The following is a 16,794-nucleotide window of genomic DNA, read 5'->3' as shown; positions in this document are numbered from 1 at the left end:
ACTGTAGGCACGTCCCCGGCGCTTGCCGAGCGGCAGTGGTCGGGGGTCGTGGTTAGCCTGGGGGCGTGCTGAGGACGGTGGCTGTCGAGAACTATCGGTCGTTGCGGCGGCTGGTGGTGCCGTTGGGGCAGTTGAACGTGGTGACCGGGTCGAACGGCAGCGGGAAGTCGAGTCTGTATCGGGTGCTGCGGTTGCTGGCGAATTTCGCCGGCAATGGGGCGGTGGCGGCGTTGGCGCGGGAGGGCGGGCTGGATTCCACGTTGTGGGCCGGGCCGGGGCGTACGCCGCGGAACGAGCCGCTGGCCCTGCGATTGGGGTTCGCGGGTGACGATTTCGGCTATGCCGCCGATCTCGGGGTTCCGGTTCCGGCCGCGCCCGAGTCGATGTTCGACCGCGACCCCGAGATCAAGGCCGAGGCGGTCTGGGCCGGCCCGGTGCTGCGACCCGCGACATTGCTCGCCGAACGAGGCGGTCCGGTGGTGCGGTTGCGCGGCGCCGACGGCGGCTGGGGGATGGTGTCGCACACCGTGCGGCCCTTCGACAGCATGCTGGCCGAATTGGCCGACCCGCAGAGCGCGCCGGATCTGCTGGTGCTGCGTGAGCGGATTCGCTCCTGGCGGTTCTACGATCACCTGCGCACGGACACCGACGCTCCCGCCCGGACACCCCAAATCGGCACGCGCACCGTAGTCCTCGCGCACGATGGGGCGGACCTGGCCGCCGCCTGGCAGACGATCCGCGAGATCGGCGATGCCGAAGCCTTGGCGGATGCGGTGGATCTGGCCTTTCCCGGCAGCGAAGTCGAAATCGCCGATCGCGACGGCCGATTCGAACTCCTGCTGCACCAGCCGGAGCTGTTGCGTCCCTTCGCGACCGCGGAGCTCTCCGACGGCACCCTCCGGTATCTGCTGCTGGTCGCGGCGTTGCTGACCCCGCGTCCGCCCGAACTCCTGGTGCTCAACGAGCCCGAGAACAGCCTGCATCCCGAACTGGTCCGGCCACTGGGCGCACTCATCGCGGCGGCGGCCGCAGACACTCAGGTCGTCGTGGTGACCCACTCACAGCCGCTCATCGCCGCGCTGGAGAACAGTGGCGCCGAGCTCAACACCATCGAGTTGGTCAAGGAGCAGGGCGCGACGACCGTACGGGATCAGGGTTTGCTGGACGCCCCCGCCTGGCATTGGCCCAAACGCTAGCGACCGAGCTCGTCCCGATGCCACGATCGCCGCGGACACCGATGAGTTCGTCATCGGTGCCACGTCATCAGTACAGTTCCGTTCCGGTTCGACAGAAAGAGAAAGCAATGAGCAACGGCAAAGACCTCGCCCTCACCCACGTCTCCGTGCTGGTCGGTGATCAGCAGGCGGCCCTCGAGTTCTATCGCGACGTGGTCGGTCTGGAGGTGCGCCAGGACATGCCGTTCGCCGGTGCCCGCTGGTTGACTGTCGGCCCGGCCGCCCAGCCGACCATCGAGTTCCTGCTCGAGGTGCCGGAACTCGTGCCGGACGAGGCTCGCCGGCAGGCGGCGCAGGCGCGGCTGGCCAGCGGTGCGCAGGGCACGCTCATCTTCACCACCGACGATTGCGAGGCCACCTTCGCGCGGCTGCGGGACGCGGGCGCCGTGGTGGCGCAGGAGCCGATCACCCAGCCGTACGGGATGCGCGACTGCGGTTTCGTCGACCCGTGGGGCAACCACCTGCGGTTCTCCCAAGTTCTGGGCTGAGGAAGCCGACGGGTCCGGTGTCTCCGGCCGGGCGCGCAGGCGTGGCCGCACCGGCCGGAAAGATCAACCGCAGTAGGGTCGAGGGCATGACCGAATCGCGGATCGAATCAGCCCAGGACGCGACCCGGCCGCTGCGCGACGACATCCGGTTTCTGGGTGGCGTGCTCGGCGACACCATTCGTGACCACGAGGGTCCGGAGGTGTTCGACCTGATCGAGCGGGTGCGCATCGAGGCTTTCCGGGTGCGGCGCGAGGAGGTGGAACGCAGTGCGGTCGCGGACATCCTGGCGGGAGTCGATATCGACACCGCGCTCCCGCTGATCCGCGCCTTCAGCTATTTCGTACTGCTGGCGAACCTGGCGGAGGACATCCAGCGTGACCGCCGCCGGGCCGTGCACGTCGCCGCCGGTGAGCCGCCGCAGGATTCGTCGCTGGCCGCCACCTACCGCAAGCTCGACGCGGCCCGTCTCGACGGTGACCAGGTCGCCGATCTGCTGGTGGACGCGCTGGTGTCGCCGGTGATCACCGCGCATCCGACCGAGACCCGTCGCCGCACCGTCTTCGACGTGCAGACCCGCATCACCGATCTCATGCGGATGCGGCAGCGCTACGACGACACCGAGGCCGAGCGGGCCGAGCTCGAGGTGCAGATCCGCCGACAGGTGCTGACGCTGTGGCGGACGGCGCTGATCCGGTTGGCGCGCTTGCGGATTCAGGACGAGATCGCGGTGGGCCTGCGATACTACGAGCTCACGCTGCTGGAGGTGATCCCGGCGATCAACGCCGAAGTCCGGTCGGCGCTGCGGTCCCGGTGGCCGGGGGCGGACCTGTTGTCGCGCCCGATCCTGCGGCCCGGCTCCTGGATCGGCGGCGATCGCGACGGAAACCCCTACGTGACAGCGGAAGTGGTGCGTCAGGCGACCCAGCAGGCCGCGGGCGTGGCGTTCGGGCATTACCTGCGGGAACTGGTGGAGTTGGAGAAGTCGCTGTCGCTGTCGGCCCGGCTGGCCGTGGTGACCCCGGAGGTGACGGCGCTGGCCGACGCCGGTTACGCGGATCCGCTGGTCCACGCCGACGAGCCGTATCGCCGTGCGCTGCACGCGATCCGAGCTCGGCTCACCGTCACCGCGCGGCATGCGCTCGGCAGCGTGCCGGCCGAGGGGCTGACCGGCCGGATCGACGGTGTCGAGCCCTATCCGGACCCGCGCGCGGTGCTCGACGACCTCGACGCCGTGGACGCGTCGCTGCGCGCCGGCGGTGACGACCTGCTGGCCGATGACCGCTTGGCCGCGCTGCGCAATGCCGTGGAGAGCTTCGGATTCCACCTGCAGGGCCTGGATATGCGCCAGAACTCCGAGGTGCACGAGCAGGTCGTCGCGGAGATCTTCGCTTGGGCGGGCGTGCATTCGGACTACGCGAGCCTGTCCGAAGCCGAACGCGTCCAGCTGCTCGCCACGGAGCTGCGCACCCGTCGGCCGCTGCTCGGCCCGCACGCGCACCTGAGCGAGCTCGCGGACAAGGAGCTGGGCATCGTCCGTGCCGCCGCCGAGATGGTGGAAACCCTTGGCGCGGAGGCGATACCGAACTACATCATCAGCATGTGCACCTCCGTCAGCGACATGCTCGAGGCGGCGTTGCTGCTCAAGGAGGGCGGTCTGCTCGATCCCGGTCCGCCCGACGGTGCGCCGAGTTGCACGGTGGGAATCGTGCCGCTGTTCGAGACCATCGAGGATCTCGGCGCGGGCGCGGCCACCCTGTCGGCTGCCCTGGAGGTGCCGGTGTATCGAGATCTGGTGTCGGCCAGGGGAATGCGGCAAGAGGTCATGCTCGGTTATTCCGACTCCAACAAGGACGGCGGGTACCTCGCCGCCAACTGGGCGCTGTATCGCGCGGAACTCGACCTGGTCGAGGTGGCCCGTAAGACGGGAATTCGCCTGCGGCTGTTCCACGGTCGCGGCGGCACCGTCGGTCGCGGCGGCGGACGCAGTTACGACGCCATTCTCGCCCAGCCCGCCGGCGCGGTGCGCGGTGCGCTGCGCCTCACCGAGCAGGGCGAGGTGATCGCCGCCAAGTACGCCGAACCTGGTGCGGCACATCGCAATCTGGAATCGCTGATCGCGGGCACACTGGAATCGACCCTGCTGGACGTGGAAGGTCTCGGCGCGGATGCCGAACCCTCCTACCAGCTCATGGACGACCTGGCCGCCCGCGCCCGCGCCGCCTACGCCCGCCTGGTGCACGAAACGCCGGGCTTCGTCCAGTATTTCCGTCAATCGACTCCGGTCGCGGAGGTCGGCGACCTCAATATCGGCAGTCGCCCCGCCTCCCGCAAACCCACCAATTCGGTCTCGGACCTGCGGGCCATCCCGTGGGTGATGTCCTGGAGCCAAGCGCGGGTAATGCTGCCCGGCTGGTACGGCACCGGCACCGCGCTCGAGGAATGGGTGGGCGGCGATCCGCAACGCCTGGCCACCCTGTCCGACCTGTACCGGCGTTGGCCGTTCTTTCGCACGGTGCTGTCTAACCTGGCCCAGGTGCTGGCCAAAACCGATCTCGACATCGCCGCTCGCTACGCCGAACTCGTCGACGACAAAACCTTGCGCGACACCATCTTCGGCATGATCCGCGACGAGCATGCCCGCACCGTCCGCATGCACGCCGCGATCACCGGCAACGATCACCTGCTCGCCGACAACGCCTCATTGGCCGAGTCCATCCACAACCGCTTCCCTTACCTGGAACCGCTGAACCAGATGCAGGTGGAGTTGCTGCGCCGCCTGCGCTCCGGCGACGACAGCGACCTGGTGAAGCGCGGCATCCTGCTCACCATGAACGGCCTCGCCACCGCCCTGCGCAACTCGGGCTGACCAGGGCCGGAAGCCTGCCCGCTAGGGTGTGACCTTCGGTCGAGTCCGGCGAAAGGAGCGTTGTGCGAATCGACGACGAGGCGGTGGCGGCGCTGGGGGATCGGGTGCTCGGGCCGGAGCACAAGAGCGTCCCCGCGTCCGCCTGGGGATGCACGGCCCGCGAATTCCTCGACGCGGAGCCACATCTCGATGATTTCCAGACACCGCTGCTGACGCTGGACCGGTCGGCGATGACCCACAACCTCGCCGTCATGGGCGAGTTGGCCGACGCCGCCGGGGTGCGCTTGGCCCCGCACGGCAAGACGACCATGGCTCCGCGGCTGTGGGCACAGCAGCTGGCGGCGGGCTGCTGGGGCATCACCTTCGCGACTCCCTGGCAGGTGCAGGTGGCGCGGTCGTTCGGGGTGCGGCGCATCGTGCTCGCCAACGCGCTGGTCGATCCACTCGGATTGCGTTGGATCGCGGCGGAATTGGCGTGCGATCCGTCGTTCGAGTTCGTCTGCTGGGCCGACAGCGTCGCGACGGTCGAGCTGATGGAACGGCAGCTGCGGTCGGTGCCCGGCACCGAGCGGATCCGGGTTCTCGTGGAACTCGGCGGCGCGCACGCGCGCACCGGAGCCCGCACGCTGGCGGAGGGGCATGCCATCGCCGCCGCGATCGAGCGCTCCGAGCGTCTCACCCTGGCCGGGGTGGGCGGTTACGAGGGTGCCCTGGCCCGTGACCGGACACCCGAGTCGATCGCGTCCCTGCGGCGTTACCTGGACGATATCGCCCGCCTGCACGGCGAACTCGCCGCCGCGGACCGCTATCCGGAGGCCGCGATCGTCACGGCGGGCGGCAGCTCGTACCAGGACCTGGTCCTCGAACATCTGGCCGATCTCGCGGACGAGCAGGGCGCACAGGGTGTGCCGACCACCGTCGTGCTCCGCTCGGGCGCGTACCTCATCCACGATGACGGCTTGTACGCGAACATCTCCCCGCTGACCGAGGCCCGCAGCGCCCGCCCGCTGCGCGCCGCCATGCACGCCTGGGCCCGCACACTCTCCCGGCCCGAGCCTCGGCTCGCGCTCCTGGACGCGGGCCGTCGCGACGTGCCCTACGACTCCGGTCTCCCGGTACCGCAACGTATTGTCGCGCAACAGCTTTCCGAGGCTCACCGCCCGCTGGAGCCGATGGCCGTCGTCAAACTGGCCGATCAGCACACCTTCCTCGACCTGCCGAACGGCACCGCCGACGATCTGCCGGTCGGCACCGTCGTCCGCCTGGGTCTGTCCCACCCCTGTACCGCCTTCGACAAGTGGCGTCTCATCCCCGTCATCGACGACGCCGACGCACCGCGCCCCCGGGTCGTCGACCTCGTCCACACGTTCTTTTGAGTGAGCATCTTCGGCCACGTGTGGCACAGGATTGACCAGCGAACAATACTGTTGGACAGAGCCGCCGCGTAGCCTGAAGTATCGGCACCGTCTCGATTCTGTGCCGAGCCCGCCAGGGCATGTGCTGAACAGTTGGTTTGGAGAAGTAGTTGATCGACTCTCGGATCCATCGGAAACCCGAACTCGGGGTCACCCTGTTCATCGCGGGCGTCCTGGCCCTCCTCGGCGGGCTCACCATTTTGTGGTATCTGCCCATGCTCTTACGGCTGGACTTGGACAGCACCTACGACCCACCGAGTGCCCCACGCGGTTTCGCCTACGTTCCCGAAGACCTGCTGCTCGGGGTCTTCGGATTACTGCTGGCGGTCGGGGGGATCGGGATGTTTCTGCGCAAGAAGCCTGCGCGTGTTCTGCTGGGAGTGGGTGGCGTCGGCATCTTCGCGTTGTCGATCATCACCATTCGAGTCGGCAACTCGGTTCCGGTAACCTTCGATTTCCTCCGAGTGTCATCGCTCGGCGTGGCATTCAGCAGCACGCTGCTGGTACTGACGTTTCTGCCGAGCATCTCGCGCTGGTCTACGTCTCGGCTGATCCGCGCTGAGCGCCACTGAAGTGAGGGTCCGCGGCCTACTCTCGGTCCGAATGGTCCCAGAGCGCGGGAGTGGACATGTCGAAAGTGATCGTCGTCGGCGGCGGTATCGGTGGTCTGGCCACCGCGGTCGCCTTCCACCGGCAGGGCTGGGATGTCGAAGTACTGGAGCGAGCGCCGCGGATCACCGAGATCGGCGCGGGGTTGTCCCTGTTCCCCAACGCGCTGCGGGCCTTGGACGCGCTCGGTCTCGGTGACGAGGTCCGCGCGCATGCCCGAGAGCACGGCGCGGTCGGGCTCCGCGACAGCGCGGGCCGCTGGCTCACCCGCCCGGACACCGCCGCTGTTCGAGATCGCTACGGCTTGCCGATCCTGTTGCATCGCGCCGACCTGGTCGCCATCTTGCGCAGTGCCCTCCCGGAACACGTTGTGCGGACAGGTATTTCGGTGCTCGAAGCGAGGACGGACGGCAGTGTCGAGCATGCCGCGGGCACTGCCACCGGTGATCTGGTTGTCGGCGCGGACGGGATCAACAGCGTGGTCCGGCGTGCGGTGTGCGGCGAGATCGCCCCGAAATACGCCGGTGCGACCGCCTGGCGTCTGGTGCTCACACCTGCCGAGCCGATGACCGAGCTGGGGGAAACCTGGGGCCGCGGTGAACGATTCGGATTCGCGCCACTGGTCGACGGGCGTGTCTATGCCTACGCCACCGCGAACCTGCCCGCGGGCACCGAGACCGGCGGGCTGGCGGAGTTGAAACGCCGGTTCGGGGCCTGGCACGCGCCGATCCCCGGCCTGCTCGCTGCGGCGCGGGAATCCGCGGTCCTGCGAAACGACCTCTACTCTTTGCCGCCGTTGCGAACCTTCGTCGCCGGACGGATCGCGCTGCTCGGCGATGCCGCGCACGCCATGACCCCGAACCTCGGGCAGGGTGGCTGCCAGGCCTTGGAGGATGCGGTGGTGCTCGCCAGGGTGCTGCGGGAGGACGGCGATCTGCGCGGTTACGACCGACTGCGCCGGCCCCGCACCCAAATGATCGCTGCCCGCTCGAATCGGGCGGGTGCGGTGGCGCAGCTGTCGTGGCCGCCCCTGGTCGCGTTGCGCGACCTGGCGATTCGGCTGATACCGGCCTCCGTGCAGGTGAAGGCGATGGCGCCCGTCCTGGACTGGACGCCTTAGTCGGTGCCGCTGACGGCGCCGCGCACCTTCGCCGTGACCTCCTCGGTCGGCACGCCCAGTGCCCCGAAGACGCGTTGGGCCAGCGCCGGGTCCGCGTCGAGCAGCCCGAGCAGCATGTGCTCGGTGCCCACGACCTCGCTGCCCGCCCGCTGGGCCTCGGTGTGCGCGTGCAGCAGCGCGGTGCGGACCAGCGGTGCGAGTCGCAGCGGGCTCGGTGCGGGGGGATGACGCAGGTCCTCGGCCGTGAGGCCGAGCGCGGTGACGGCCGCGGCGGCGGGGGAGTCGGCGTGTGCGGCTTCGCTGCGGATGACGCCCAGCAGGACGTGGTCCGGTGTGATCGCGGTGTGTCCCAAAGCAAGTGACTCCCGAAGCGCGGCCTGCAATGCCTCCTTGGCGCCCTCGGTGAAGGGCAGGAACTGCGGTGCGGGAGCGGTGCCGGCGTCCGGAGTCAGCCCCACCCGCTCGATCGCCTCGGATGGCGTGAAACCGTGCTGAGCAAGCGATTTCGCGGTCGGTGCGTCCGCTTCGGATTCCGCTTCCCGCAGCACCGCGACCAGGAGATGTTCGGCCCCGATGAAGTGATGGTTCAGCGCCCGCGCCTCTTCCTGGGCGAGCACGACCACCCGGCGAGCCCGGTCGGTGAATTTCTCGAACACTGCGCCTCCCAATCCGGAAGCTGTCGGCGGTTCCATCGTAGTGCGGATCTGTTTCACCGCCCCCGGATTCAGCGACGCGAGAGTTACCGGGGAAACTCGCGCACCGAGTTCGAACAGCGCTGGGCTTGCTTGCGCAGGGCCGCGGCGAGTTCGGGCGGGCCGGTGAGCAGAGTGAAATCGAGGTCGAAGGAAGTGATCATCCAGACCAGGGCTTCGGGAGTGTCCGCACCGACATGCACATGGCAGCTGTGTTCGTCGACCGCTTCGACCACGCCCATCCCGGGCCACACCCGCGCGCTGGCGGTGTCGGCGCCGACGTGCAGCAGTACCGTCGCCTGATACGGCCAGGTGCGCACGGACAGTTGCCGCGAAAGGTAGGTCGCCACATCGGGTTCCGGTAGTTCGCGCGGCGTGAAACGGGGTCCGGTCGGGATCCGTGGAGTGAGCCGGTCCACCCGGAACGTGCGCCAATCACCGCGGTCGACATCCCAGGCCACCAGATACCAGTGTCTGCTGAAGTGAACCAGGCTGTGCGGCTCCACTTTTCGGATGCTGTCGGACCCGCCGTGGGCGCGATAGTCGAAACGCAACTGTTCCCGGCGCTGGCAGGCCTCGGCGATGGCCATCAGCGTGTCCGGCTCGACTGTGGGCCGCGGGCTGCCGACCCGGACCGTCGCGCCCCGGAGCGTGCGGACCCGATGCCGCAACCGAGGCGGCAGTACCTGCTCCAACTTGCTCAGCGCCCGCACCGACGCCTCCTCGACACCGGCGACACTGCCGTCGGACGCGCTGCGCAGGCTCACCGCGACGGCCACGGCCTCCTCGTCGTCGAGCAACAGCGGTGGTAGCGCCGCGCCCGCACCCAGCCGGTAACCGGCCGTGCCCTGATTGGCGTGCACGGGATAACCCAGTTCCCGCAGCCGCTCCACATCCCGGCGGACCGTGCGGCCCGTGACGCCCAGGCGTTCGGAGAGCTCGGTGCCGGTCCAATCGCGATGGGTCTGCAGCAGCGCCAGCAGCTTGAGTAGTCGCGCCGAGGTTTCCAACATGACTTCGAGAATGCCAGATGCTTAGGAACGGCTCTGTCCTAATAGCTACCTCGTCGCGTGCGCGCTAGCTACGGTAGTTGTCCGCCATGGCGGACACGATCGCGGCGAGTTGAGCCCGTAGTTCCGGCGGATCGAGGATTTCCGCGCCCGCGCCGAGCGGCAGGATGCTGTGCAACAGCACCGGATACGACTCCGACGCGAGATCCACCCGCACCCAGCCCTGCGCGTCCGGTTCGCTCATCGAAGCCATGGCCGCGGTGACGGCGGCCGGTTCGAAACTCAACCGGAGTAGCCGGACCTGATCGGCCCGGATACGGCAGTGCGCCCGCACACGCAGCATGGATTGCGCGAACTCCTCCTGTGCCTCCACCCAATGCGCGGCCAAATCGAAATGCTCTGGGCGAGTGAATGTTTCCTCGATCTGTTCGGCCGTGACGATCCGGCTCACCCGATAGGCGCGGATGTCGGCGCGGTGCCGGGCCACGAGGTACCAGGTGCCGGCTTTCAGTACCAGTCCGAGCGGATCCAGCCGGCGGTCGACTTCGCGATCCTTGCGCCCATAGCGCACTTGTAACCTGCGGTCGTGCCACAGCGCGTCGGCGATGACGGCCAACGTCGGCGTCTCATCGGGCCGATGGAACCAGCCGGGCACATCGATGTGCACGCGTTCGGCGACCCGGGTGGCCCGCCCCCGCAATTCCGGCGGCAGCGCGGCGAGCACTTTGAGTTGCGCGGTGGCCAGCACCGTGCCGAGCCCGAGGTCGGCCGCCGCCCCGGGCAGCCCGGCGAGCAGCACCGCGTCGGCTTCTTCCGAGGTCAAACCGGTCAACCGGGTGCGGTAGCCGTCGACCAGCCGGATGCCGCCCGACCGGCCGGGTTCGCTGTACACCGGAACGCCCGCCTCCGACAGCGCTTCGACGTCGCGATACACCGTCCGGACCGAGACCTCCAGCGCCTCGGCCAGCTGCGGCGCGGTGGCCCGGCCGCCGCGGGTCTGCAACAGCAGCAGTAACTGGACCAGTCGGCTCGCACGCATGGTCCGACACTAACCAGAAAACCTGACAGAAGATGGCAAGGATGGCTCGTACTGTCGGTGGTATGACCCTTTGGAGCGAGTTCACCCAGGAAGCACCGAAAATCGCGACCGTGTTCAACCGCCGGCACAAGGCGACCGGCAATCTGTGCATGCTCGGCACCGTGCGCGCCGACGGTTCCCCGCGCATCAGCCCGATCGAACCTCGCGTCTTCGAGGGCACGCTGGTGCTCGCGGGCATGCCGAATACGACCAAGTTCAAGGACCTGGCCCGGGACCCCCGGTTCTGCCTGCACACCGCCACTGTCGACACCATGGTCGGTGACGGTGACGCGAAACTCTTCGGCACCGTCACCGATCTGCCGGACAAGGAGGTGCACGCCCGCTTCGCCCAGGAGTTGTTCGAGGAATCGGGATTCGATATCCGCGGCATGGAGTTCGACCACTTCTACATCGCCGACCTCACCGGGGCCTCGTGTGTCGAGATCGGCGACGACAAACTCGCCATCACGATCTGGAAGCCGGGTCAGGGCGAGCGCGTCGTGCGCAAGTGAGCGGGTCAGGAAGCGGGAAAGTGGCGGTCGAGAAATCGGGCGAACACTTCCCGCGAGAGCTGCGCGCCCCAGTCGCCCCAGCTGAGGTCGAAGGCATGCTCACCGTAGGGGATGGGCAGCAGATCATGCTGCACGCCAGCGGTTTCGAGCTTCGCCGCCAGTAGCTCGGACTGCTCGTACGCGACCACGTGGTCCCGGGTTCCGTGCAGCAGCAGCGTCGGCGGGACGCCCGGCCGGGCGTAGGTGATCGGCGAGGCTGCCGCATACCGGTCCGGGAACTCCTCGGGTGTCCCGCCGACGTAGTCCCGCAACACCTTTCGCGCGTATTCGGGGTCGCCGGAGTTGTGGTAGCCGAGCGCCAGGTCGTTCGGCGGGTAGAACGCCGCGACCGCGCGCACCGACGTGTCGCCCGCCGGACAGCTCGGTGCCACCCGATCGTCGCCGTAGGCGCCCAGCAACGCGAGATTCCCGCCCGCGGAACCGCCTGCCAGCATTATTCGCTCCGGATCTACTCCGAATTCGCGGGCGTGGAGTTTGATCCAGCCCACCGCGCACTTCACATCACCGGGCGCCTGATTCCAGCGCGGTGGCGGCGCCAGCCGGTACTCGATCGCGAAGACGGCATACCCTTTGTCGTTCAACCAGCGATGCCATTCGGGCGCCTCACCGCGGTCGCCGTCGGACCATCCGCCGCCGTGCACCCACACCACCGCGGGCCGCGGGCTCGCCGCCGCACTGGACGGAAGTTTCGGATCCAGCAGCAGATTCGTGCCGTCGACGGTGGCGTAGGTGGTCGACATCGCCGCCATCGGCGCACCGGTATTCGATCCGCCGGTGAGGTAATCCAGCACCGACAAGTCCGCACCGCGCCGATGTGCTTCGCGCCATGACGCGACCAGCGGGAAACACGCGGCGACCGTCGCTGTGACGCAGACGATTCCGACTATCTTGCCGAGTATTCGCAAGAGAGTGGCATTGCGTTGCTGCCGCAGGATCGCGGCGATGCCGAGCCCGAGCAGCGCCGCCGGAATCACATACAGTCCCCCATTGCTGACCAGCAGTGAAAGCGGAATAAGTCGTGGTGGAATCGCTGCCCAGCTGATCACGAACGTGATTACCGCGAGCAGCGCAGCCAGTGCCAGCCCGAGTAAGGCAACAATCCAGCGAATCACCATTCGCTCATTAACCCACGGCCTCAGCGGTATCCGGTTCCGGCACGCCGTGCCCCGGACCGGGGGCGATTGTCAGGACAGCGCTGCGCGCACCCGCTCCGCCACCGAAGCCACCTCGCCCACTCCGTCCACGCGCCGCAGCAGTCCGCGTTCCGCATAGAAGGGCAGCAACTCCGCCGTCATCGCCGCGTAGTGCTCGATCCGTTGCCGCACCACGTCTTCGTGATCGTCGGAGCGGTGTTCCAGCTCGGCGTCCTCCGGCGGTGGATTCGATTTCAGGTGGTAGATCTTTCCGGTGCGCTTGTCCACGCGGCGGTGCACGGCACGGTCGATCAACTGCTCCGCCGGTACTTCGAGCGCGACCACCACATCCAGTGCGGCGCCCTGCTTGGCGAGAATGTCATCGAGTCCGGTGGCCTGCGCCTCGGTGCGCGGAAAGCCGTCCAGCAAGAACCCGGATCGGCAATCCGCCTCGGTCAGACGCTTACCGATGAGCTCGAGCACCACCGCGTCCGGAAGCAACCCGCCCTCGGACATCTGCCGCGCCAAATGCTCGGGAAGCGCACCGGCCGCCTGAGCGGCGCGCAGCATGTCCCCGGTCGAAATTTGCGGAATATCCAGGCGCTCGCAAAGGATTTGGGCCTGTGTCCCCTTGCCCGCGCCGGGCGGTCCCACCAAGACCAGTCGCATACCTGTCCTCCCGTCGCGGACGCGTCCCCTGCACGCGAACCGAATTCGAGATTACTGGAACGGGACCGGATGCCGCGGCTCCGCGCCGGACAGCGGGGCATTTTCAGCAATTCGGGCGCGCCACTCACTACGACGGTGTTTGTGCCTGGACCTCCTGATAGGTCGGGATTCCGCCTGCTATCGCCGTTCCGTCGCGGACTCCGCGCGCTGTGTCGAGGGTCGCGGCGAGAGCGGCACGGTAGAGCAGAGAACCGGTGCTGACGCGCCGCACGCCCAAGGCGGCGAGTTCGGCGACCGAGGGACCGGTGCTGAGGTAGAGGACGTTGACCGGAAGTCCGGTCGCACCGACCACGGTACGGATCTGCTCCGGTTCGGCCAGTCCGGGCACGAAAATGCCGTCCGCGCCGGACTTTTCATACCGGGCGACGCGGGTCAGGGTGGAATCGTGGTCGAGGCCCAGCCAGTGGGTATCGACGCGCGCGTTGACGAACAACTCGGGTGCGCGGCCCTTGATCGCCCTGATCAACTCCGCCTGATGACCGGGATCTGCGAGTGCGGCGTCCGAACGGCCGTCCTCCAGATTGACCCCGGCGATTCCGAGTTCGGCCAGCTGCCAGGCGAATTCGGCGACCGCGGCGGGATCGTCGCTGAACCCGCCCTCGATATCGACGGTGACCGGAACGGTCAACTGTGTGAGACGTGTTGCCAGCAACAAGGTTTTGGCACGGGTGACGCCGGTGCCGTCGGGCAGCCCGGCGGCGGCCGCCACGCCGAGACTGGTGGTGCCGACCGCCGGAAAACCCTCGGCGGCGAGCAACGCGGCGGAGGCGTAGTCCCACGCGTTGGGCAGGACCAGCGGCCGGTCTCGGTGGTGTAGCGCCCGGAAGAGCGTTGTCTTGGCAGCCATGTCTACCTTTTCGTTTCGGAGGGTGCTCCGGGCACAACGGGCCCGGCCGGATCGAAAATGCGCGGCGGTGCCGCTTCGAGAATGCCCGCGGCGATCGCCAGCGCGTGCGCTCGCCCCGGGCACATATGTGGTCCCGCGCCGAAACTCAGCCCGTCTCGGGTCAGATCGATGTCGACCAGGTTGCCGTCGACGACGCGACGGGTCCGAGGTACCGGAGGTCGCTGGGCGAGCGCGGATTCGAGCGCTTTCGTCGCCCAGCCGTGCTCGGCGATGTCTGCGCGCACGGTCCGGACGTTCGCCAGCAAGGCCGCCGTAGCCGGGCAGGCCTGCACCAGCAGGGAGATACGCGCCGCGGTCGTCTCGTCGGCGACACCCCCGCAGGCCGCGACGAGTTCCGCGACCGCCGCGTCCGCCTCGGGAGTCGGCGGAATATGCGGTTGATAGTGTGCGGCAACGACTTCCACCGCCGCGACGGAAACGCCTCGCAACCCGAGTGCGTCAGCGAGCACCTGTACGTGCGCCAGTGGCCCCTCGGCGGTCCGGGCCGCGATTCGCAGTGCGGACGGGTCGAGCCGATCCAGTTCCGCCAGCACCAGTGCATGTCTGCGCCGGTGCTCGGCACCATTGCTGAAGCGCGGAACCTGGGCCCGCAGCCATGCGATCCCACTTGCCGCATCGGGACGGACCGGGGGCATGGGGCAGTGGGTCAGCACCTCGCGTGCTCGCTCGGGGTCGGTGATCAGCGGCAGCGTCGGGTCCATGTCGTGAACGTAGCTCGACGTTGTTTCGGTGGCGGCCGAAAGATCGGCGTCGCATCCTGGACGCATGCACACTCGCGGCGCTGACCTGGCCGGACTGGCCGCCCTGCTGGCCGACCCGACCCGGGCCGAAATCTGCCTGGCGCTGCTGGACGGCCGCGCCTGGACCGCGGGCGAACTCGCGCGTCACGCCGGAGTCGCACCGTCGACCGCGACCGAACATCTCAATCGGTTGATGACGGGTGGTCTGCTGGTCGAACGTCGCCAAGGTAGACACCGCTACGTCCAATTGGCCGGTCCTCGGGTCGCCGAACTCCTGGAGGCGATGGTCGGGCAGTTCGAGCCGCCGCGGCCGACGGTGTCCTCGCTGCGCGCGGCCACTGCCACCGCGGCCCTGGCTCGTGGCCGCACGTGTTACGACCACCTCGCCGGACGCCTCGGCGTCGCGATCACCGACGCCATGATCGCCCGCGACCTGCTCGATCCGGGCACCGGCTTCGCGCTCACCGACGCGGGCCTGGCCTGGTTCACCGGCCCGCTCGGCGTGGACGCCGCCGAACTCCGGAAGGGCCGCCGTCCGCTGGCGAGACCATGCCTGGACTGGACCGAACGCCGCACCCATCTCGGCGGCGCGGCAGGCGCGCAGCTCTGCCGCCGCCTGCGTGACCTGGACTGGGTGCAGGGGAGCGGGACCGGCCGCGCGGTCCGGGTCACGCCCCGCGGTGCGGACGGCCTCGCGGAGCTGCTGGACATCCAGTCTGCGGCGCTACGTTGAACGATCTTCGGCAACGGCAACGGCAACGGCAACGGCAACGGCAACGGCAACGGCAACGGCAACGGCAACGGCAACGGCAACGCGTGCGTCGACCCGACTGCGCCGGTCTGGACGAGGAGATTCGATGGCTATTGTCCAGCAAAATCGGTCTCAGCCTGATGTCGCAGCCGCCGATTCCCCCGCTCGATATGCCAGTATCGGTCAATGGACCTGCTCGGCGCGGCTCAGGAGGTAGTGCACCCGACGGCGATCACCTCGCTGTTCTTGATCGCCCTGATCGCCGTCCTCGGTCCGATCGTCTCCCGGTTATTGCACGGCTATATCCCCGACGTGGTGATCCTGCTGCTCCTCGGCGCGATCATCGGCCCGAACGCCCTGGCGTGGGCGGGTACCGGCGGCGGCGTCGATCTGCTCAGTGAACTCGGGCTCGGCATGCTGTTCCTGCTGGCAGGCTACGAACTCGATCCGAAGCTGTTGCGCGGCAAGCCGGGACGTACCGCGTGGCTGGTGTGGGCGGGCTGTCTGATCTTCGCGTTCCTGCTGGTGAGCGCGGCGGTGCTGCTCGATTCCGGCGCGGAGACCGGGTTCACCGCCAAGGTGGCGGTGGCTATCGCGATGACCTCCACCGCGCTCGGCACGCTGCTGCCGATCGTCAAGCAGGCCGGTTTCCTGGACCAGCCACTGGGGCAGGCGGTGCTCGCGCACGGCGCGGTCGGCGAGCTGGCGCCGATCGTGGCGATGTCGGTGCTGCTCACCAGCCGCAGTCCGCTGGCCGCGGTCGTGGTGCTGCTGATATTCGCCGTCGCTGCCGCGTGGATCGGGTTCGTGCCGCAGCGTGTCTTCCAGAAGTCGCCGTGGCTAGGCCGGGCATTGCGCGGGATGGGCGGCGGCACCGCGCAGTTGCCGGTGCGTGGCGTGTTTCTGTTGCTGCTGGTGCTGATGGCGGTCGCCGAGACCTTCGACCTCGATGTGGTGCTCGGTGCGTTCGCGGCGGGTGTGGTGTTGCGCGGGATGATCACCGACGCGCATCCGGAGGTCGATTCCGCGCTGGAGGCCATCGGATTCGGGTTGCTCATCCCGGTGTTCTTCGTGGTGTCGGGAATGGGCATCGATATCTCCGCGGTGCTGAGCCATCCGGTGCTGTGGGCGTCGTTCGTGCTCTCCATCGCGATCGCCCGCGGGCTGCCGGTGTGGTTGAGCGAGCGGTATGTCCCGCACGGCGCGAATTTGCCGACTGCGCGGGAGCGGGCGCAACTGGCGCTGTACGCGGCGACCGGTTTGCCGATCATCGTCGCGGTTACCCAGGTGGCGACCGGTTCGGGTTTGATGGGAGCCGATCTCGCGTCGGTTCTGGTGGCCGCCGGCGCGACGACGGTCCTGCTGTTCCCGCTGCTGGCCCGCGTGATCGGCGAGCGAGAGCTATCGACCGTCGAGCCCCGCGTATGAATGAGCTTGCATAGTCATGC

The 16,794-nt window shown here is 68.4% G+C and carries 16 protein-coding genes; 9 read left to right on the top strand and 7 right to left on the bottom strand.

Annotated features, from left to right (window positions below):
- Positions 1-65: 65 nt before the first annotated feature.
- From BJ987_RS31760 to BJ987_RS31735, 6 genes are all read left to right on the top strand, one after another.
- A complete protein-coding gene (locus tag BJ987_RS31760; RefSeq protein ID WP_209896745.1) occupies positions 66-1,196 on the top strand; it encodes an AAA family ATPase in 1,131 nt (376 codons plus the stop codon).
- 107 nt (positions 1,197-1,303) lie between these two features.
- The gene (locus BJ987_RS31755) at positions 1,304-1,723 is read left to right on the top strand and encodes a VOC family protein (RefSeq protein WP_209896744.1); all 420 of its coding nucleotides are present in this window, start codon (positions 1,304-1,306) and stop codon (positions 1,721-1,723) included.
- A gap of 86 nt (positions 1,724-1,809) precedes the next feature.
- Complete coding sequence (ppc, locus tag BJ987_RS31750) at positions 1,810-4,590, top strand: phosphoenolpyruvate carboxylase (RefSeq protein ID WP_209896743.1); 2,781 nt, start codon at positions 1,810-1,812, stop codon at positions 4,588-4,590.
- Positions 4,591-4,658: 68 nt separating this feature from the next.
- Positions 4,659-5,966, top strand: coding sequence for a type III PLP-dependent enzyme domain-containing protein (locus tag BJ987_RS31745; RefSeq protein ID WP_443677979.1), 1,308 nt, complete (start codon positions 4,659-4,661; stop codon positions 5,964-5,966).
- Positions 5,967-6,115: 149 nt separating this feature from the next.
- Positions 6,116-6,577 carry a hypothetical protein gene (locus BJ987_RS31740; protein ID WP_209896741.1) on the top strand — a complete coding sequence of 154 codons (462 nt, stop codon included), beginning with the start codon at positions 6,116-6,118 and terminating at the stop codon, positions 6,575-6,577.
- A 56-nt stretch (positions 6,578-6,633) separates the two neighbouring features.
- Positions 6,634-7,734, top strand: a complete 1,101-nt coding sequence (locus BJ987_RS31735) for an FAD-dependent monooxygenase (RefSeq protein ID WP_209896740.1) — start codon at positions 6,634-6,636, stop codon at positions 7,732-7,734.
- Here BJ987_RS31735 and BJ987_RS31730 read toward each other — a convergent pair.
- The 3 genes from BJ987_RS31730 to BJ987_RS31720 form a co-directional block, all read right to left on the bottom strand.
- Positions 7,731-8,390, bottom strand: a complete 660-nt coding sequence (locus tag BJ987_RS31730; RefSeq protein WP_209896739.1) for a Clp protease N-terminal domain-containing protein — start codon at positions 8,388-8,390, stop codon at positions 7,731-7,733. The two genes, BJ987_RS31735 and BJ987_RS31730, sit on opposite strands and share 4 nt — an antisense overlap.
- Before the next feature lie 83 nt (positions 8,391-8,473).
- Positions 8,474-9,439, bottom strand: coding sequence for a helix-turn-helix transcriptional regulator (locus BJ987_RS31725; RefSeq protein WP_209896738.1), 966 nt, complete (start codon positions 9,437-9,439; stop codon positions 8,474-8,476).
- A 64-nt stretch (positions 9,440-9,503) separates the two neighbouring features.
- Positions 9,504-10,475 carry a helix-turn-helix transcriptional regulator gene (locus BJ987_RS31720; RefSeq protein WP_209896737.1) on the bottom strand — a complete coding sequence of 324 codons (972 nt, stop codon included), beginning with the start codon at positions 10,473-10,475 and terminating at the stop codon, positions 9,504-9,506.
- 62 nt (positions 10,476-10,537) lie between these two features.
- On the opposite strand from BJ987_RS31720, the gene BJ987_RS31715 reads away from it, so the two are divergent.
- Positions 10,538-11,026, top strand: coding sequence for a pyridoxamine 5'-phosphate oxidase family protein (locus BJ987_RS31715; protein ID WP_209896736.1), 489 nt, complete (start codon positions 10,538-10,540; stop codon positions 11,024-11,026).
- Positions 11,027-11,031: 5 nt separating this feature from the next.
- On the opposite strand, the gene BJ987_RS31710 is transcribed toward BJ987_RS31715, so the two are convergent.
- The 4 genes from BJ987_RS31710 to BJ987_RS31695 form a co-directional block, all read right to left on the bottom strand.
- A complete protein-coding gene (locus BJ987_RS31710) occupies positions 11,032-12,201 on the bottom strand; it encodes an alpha/beta hydrolase fold domain-containing protein (RefSeq protein WP_209896735.1) in 1,170 nt (389 codons plus the stop codon).
- A gap of 69 nt (positions 12,202-12,270) precedes the next feature.
- Complete coding sequence (locus BJ987_RS31705; RefSeq protein ID WP_209896734.1) at positions 12,271-12,888, bottom strand: adenylate kinase; 618 nt, start codon at positions 12,886-12,888, stop codon at positions 12,271-12,273.
- Positions 12,889-13,015: 127 nt separating this feature from the next.
- Complete coding sequence (locus BJ987_RS31700; RefSeq protein WP_209896733.1) at positions 13,016-13,795, bottom strand: isocitrate lyase/PEP mutase family protein; 780 nt, start codon at positions 13,793-13,795, stop codon at positions 13,016-13,018.
- 2 nt (positions 13,796-13,797) lie between these two features.
- Positions 13,798-14,556, bottom strand: coding sequence for a hypothetical protein (locus tag BJ987_RS31695; RefSeq protein ID WP_209896732.1), 759 nt, complete (start codon positions 14,554-14,556; stop codon positions 13,798-13,800).
- A 64-nt stretch (positions 14,557-14,620) separates the two neighbouring features.
- Here BJ987_RS31695 and BJ987_RS31690 point away from each other — a divergent pair, with 64 nt between their 5' ends.
- Positions 14,621-15,328 (top strand): ArsR/SmtB family transcription factor, encoded by a 708-nt coding sequence (locus BJ987_RS31690; protein ID WP_209896731.1) that lies wholly within the window; start codon positions 14,621-14,623, stop codon positions 15,326-15,328.
- Positions 15,329-15,532: 204 nt separating this feature from the next.
- A complete protein-coding gene (locus BJ987_RS31685; protein WP_209896730.1) occupies positions 15,533-16,774 on the top strand; it encodes a cation:proton antiporter in 1,242 nt (413 codons plus the stop codon).
- Positions 16,775-16,794 lie beyond the last annotated feature (20 nt).

Source organism: Nocardia goodfellowii (genome assembly GCF_017875645.1).
Classification (GTDB): Bacteria; Actinomycetota; Actinomycetes; order Mycobacteriales; family Mycobacteriaceae; genus Nocardia; species Nocardia goodfellowii.
Note: the sequence above shows the minus strand (reverse complement) of the source record. Positions and strands in the feature narration are given on the sequence as shown.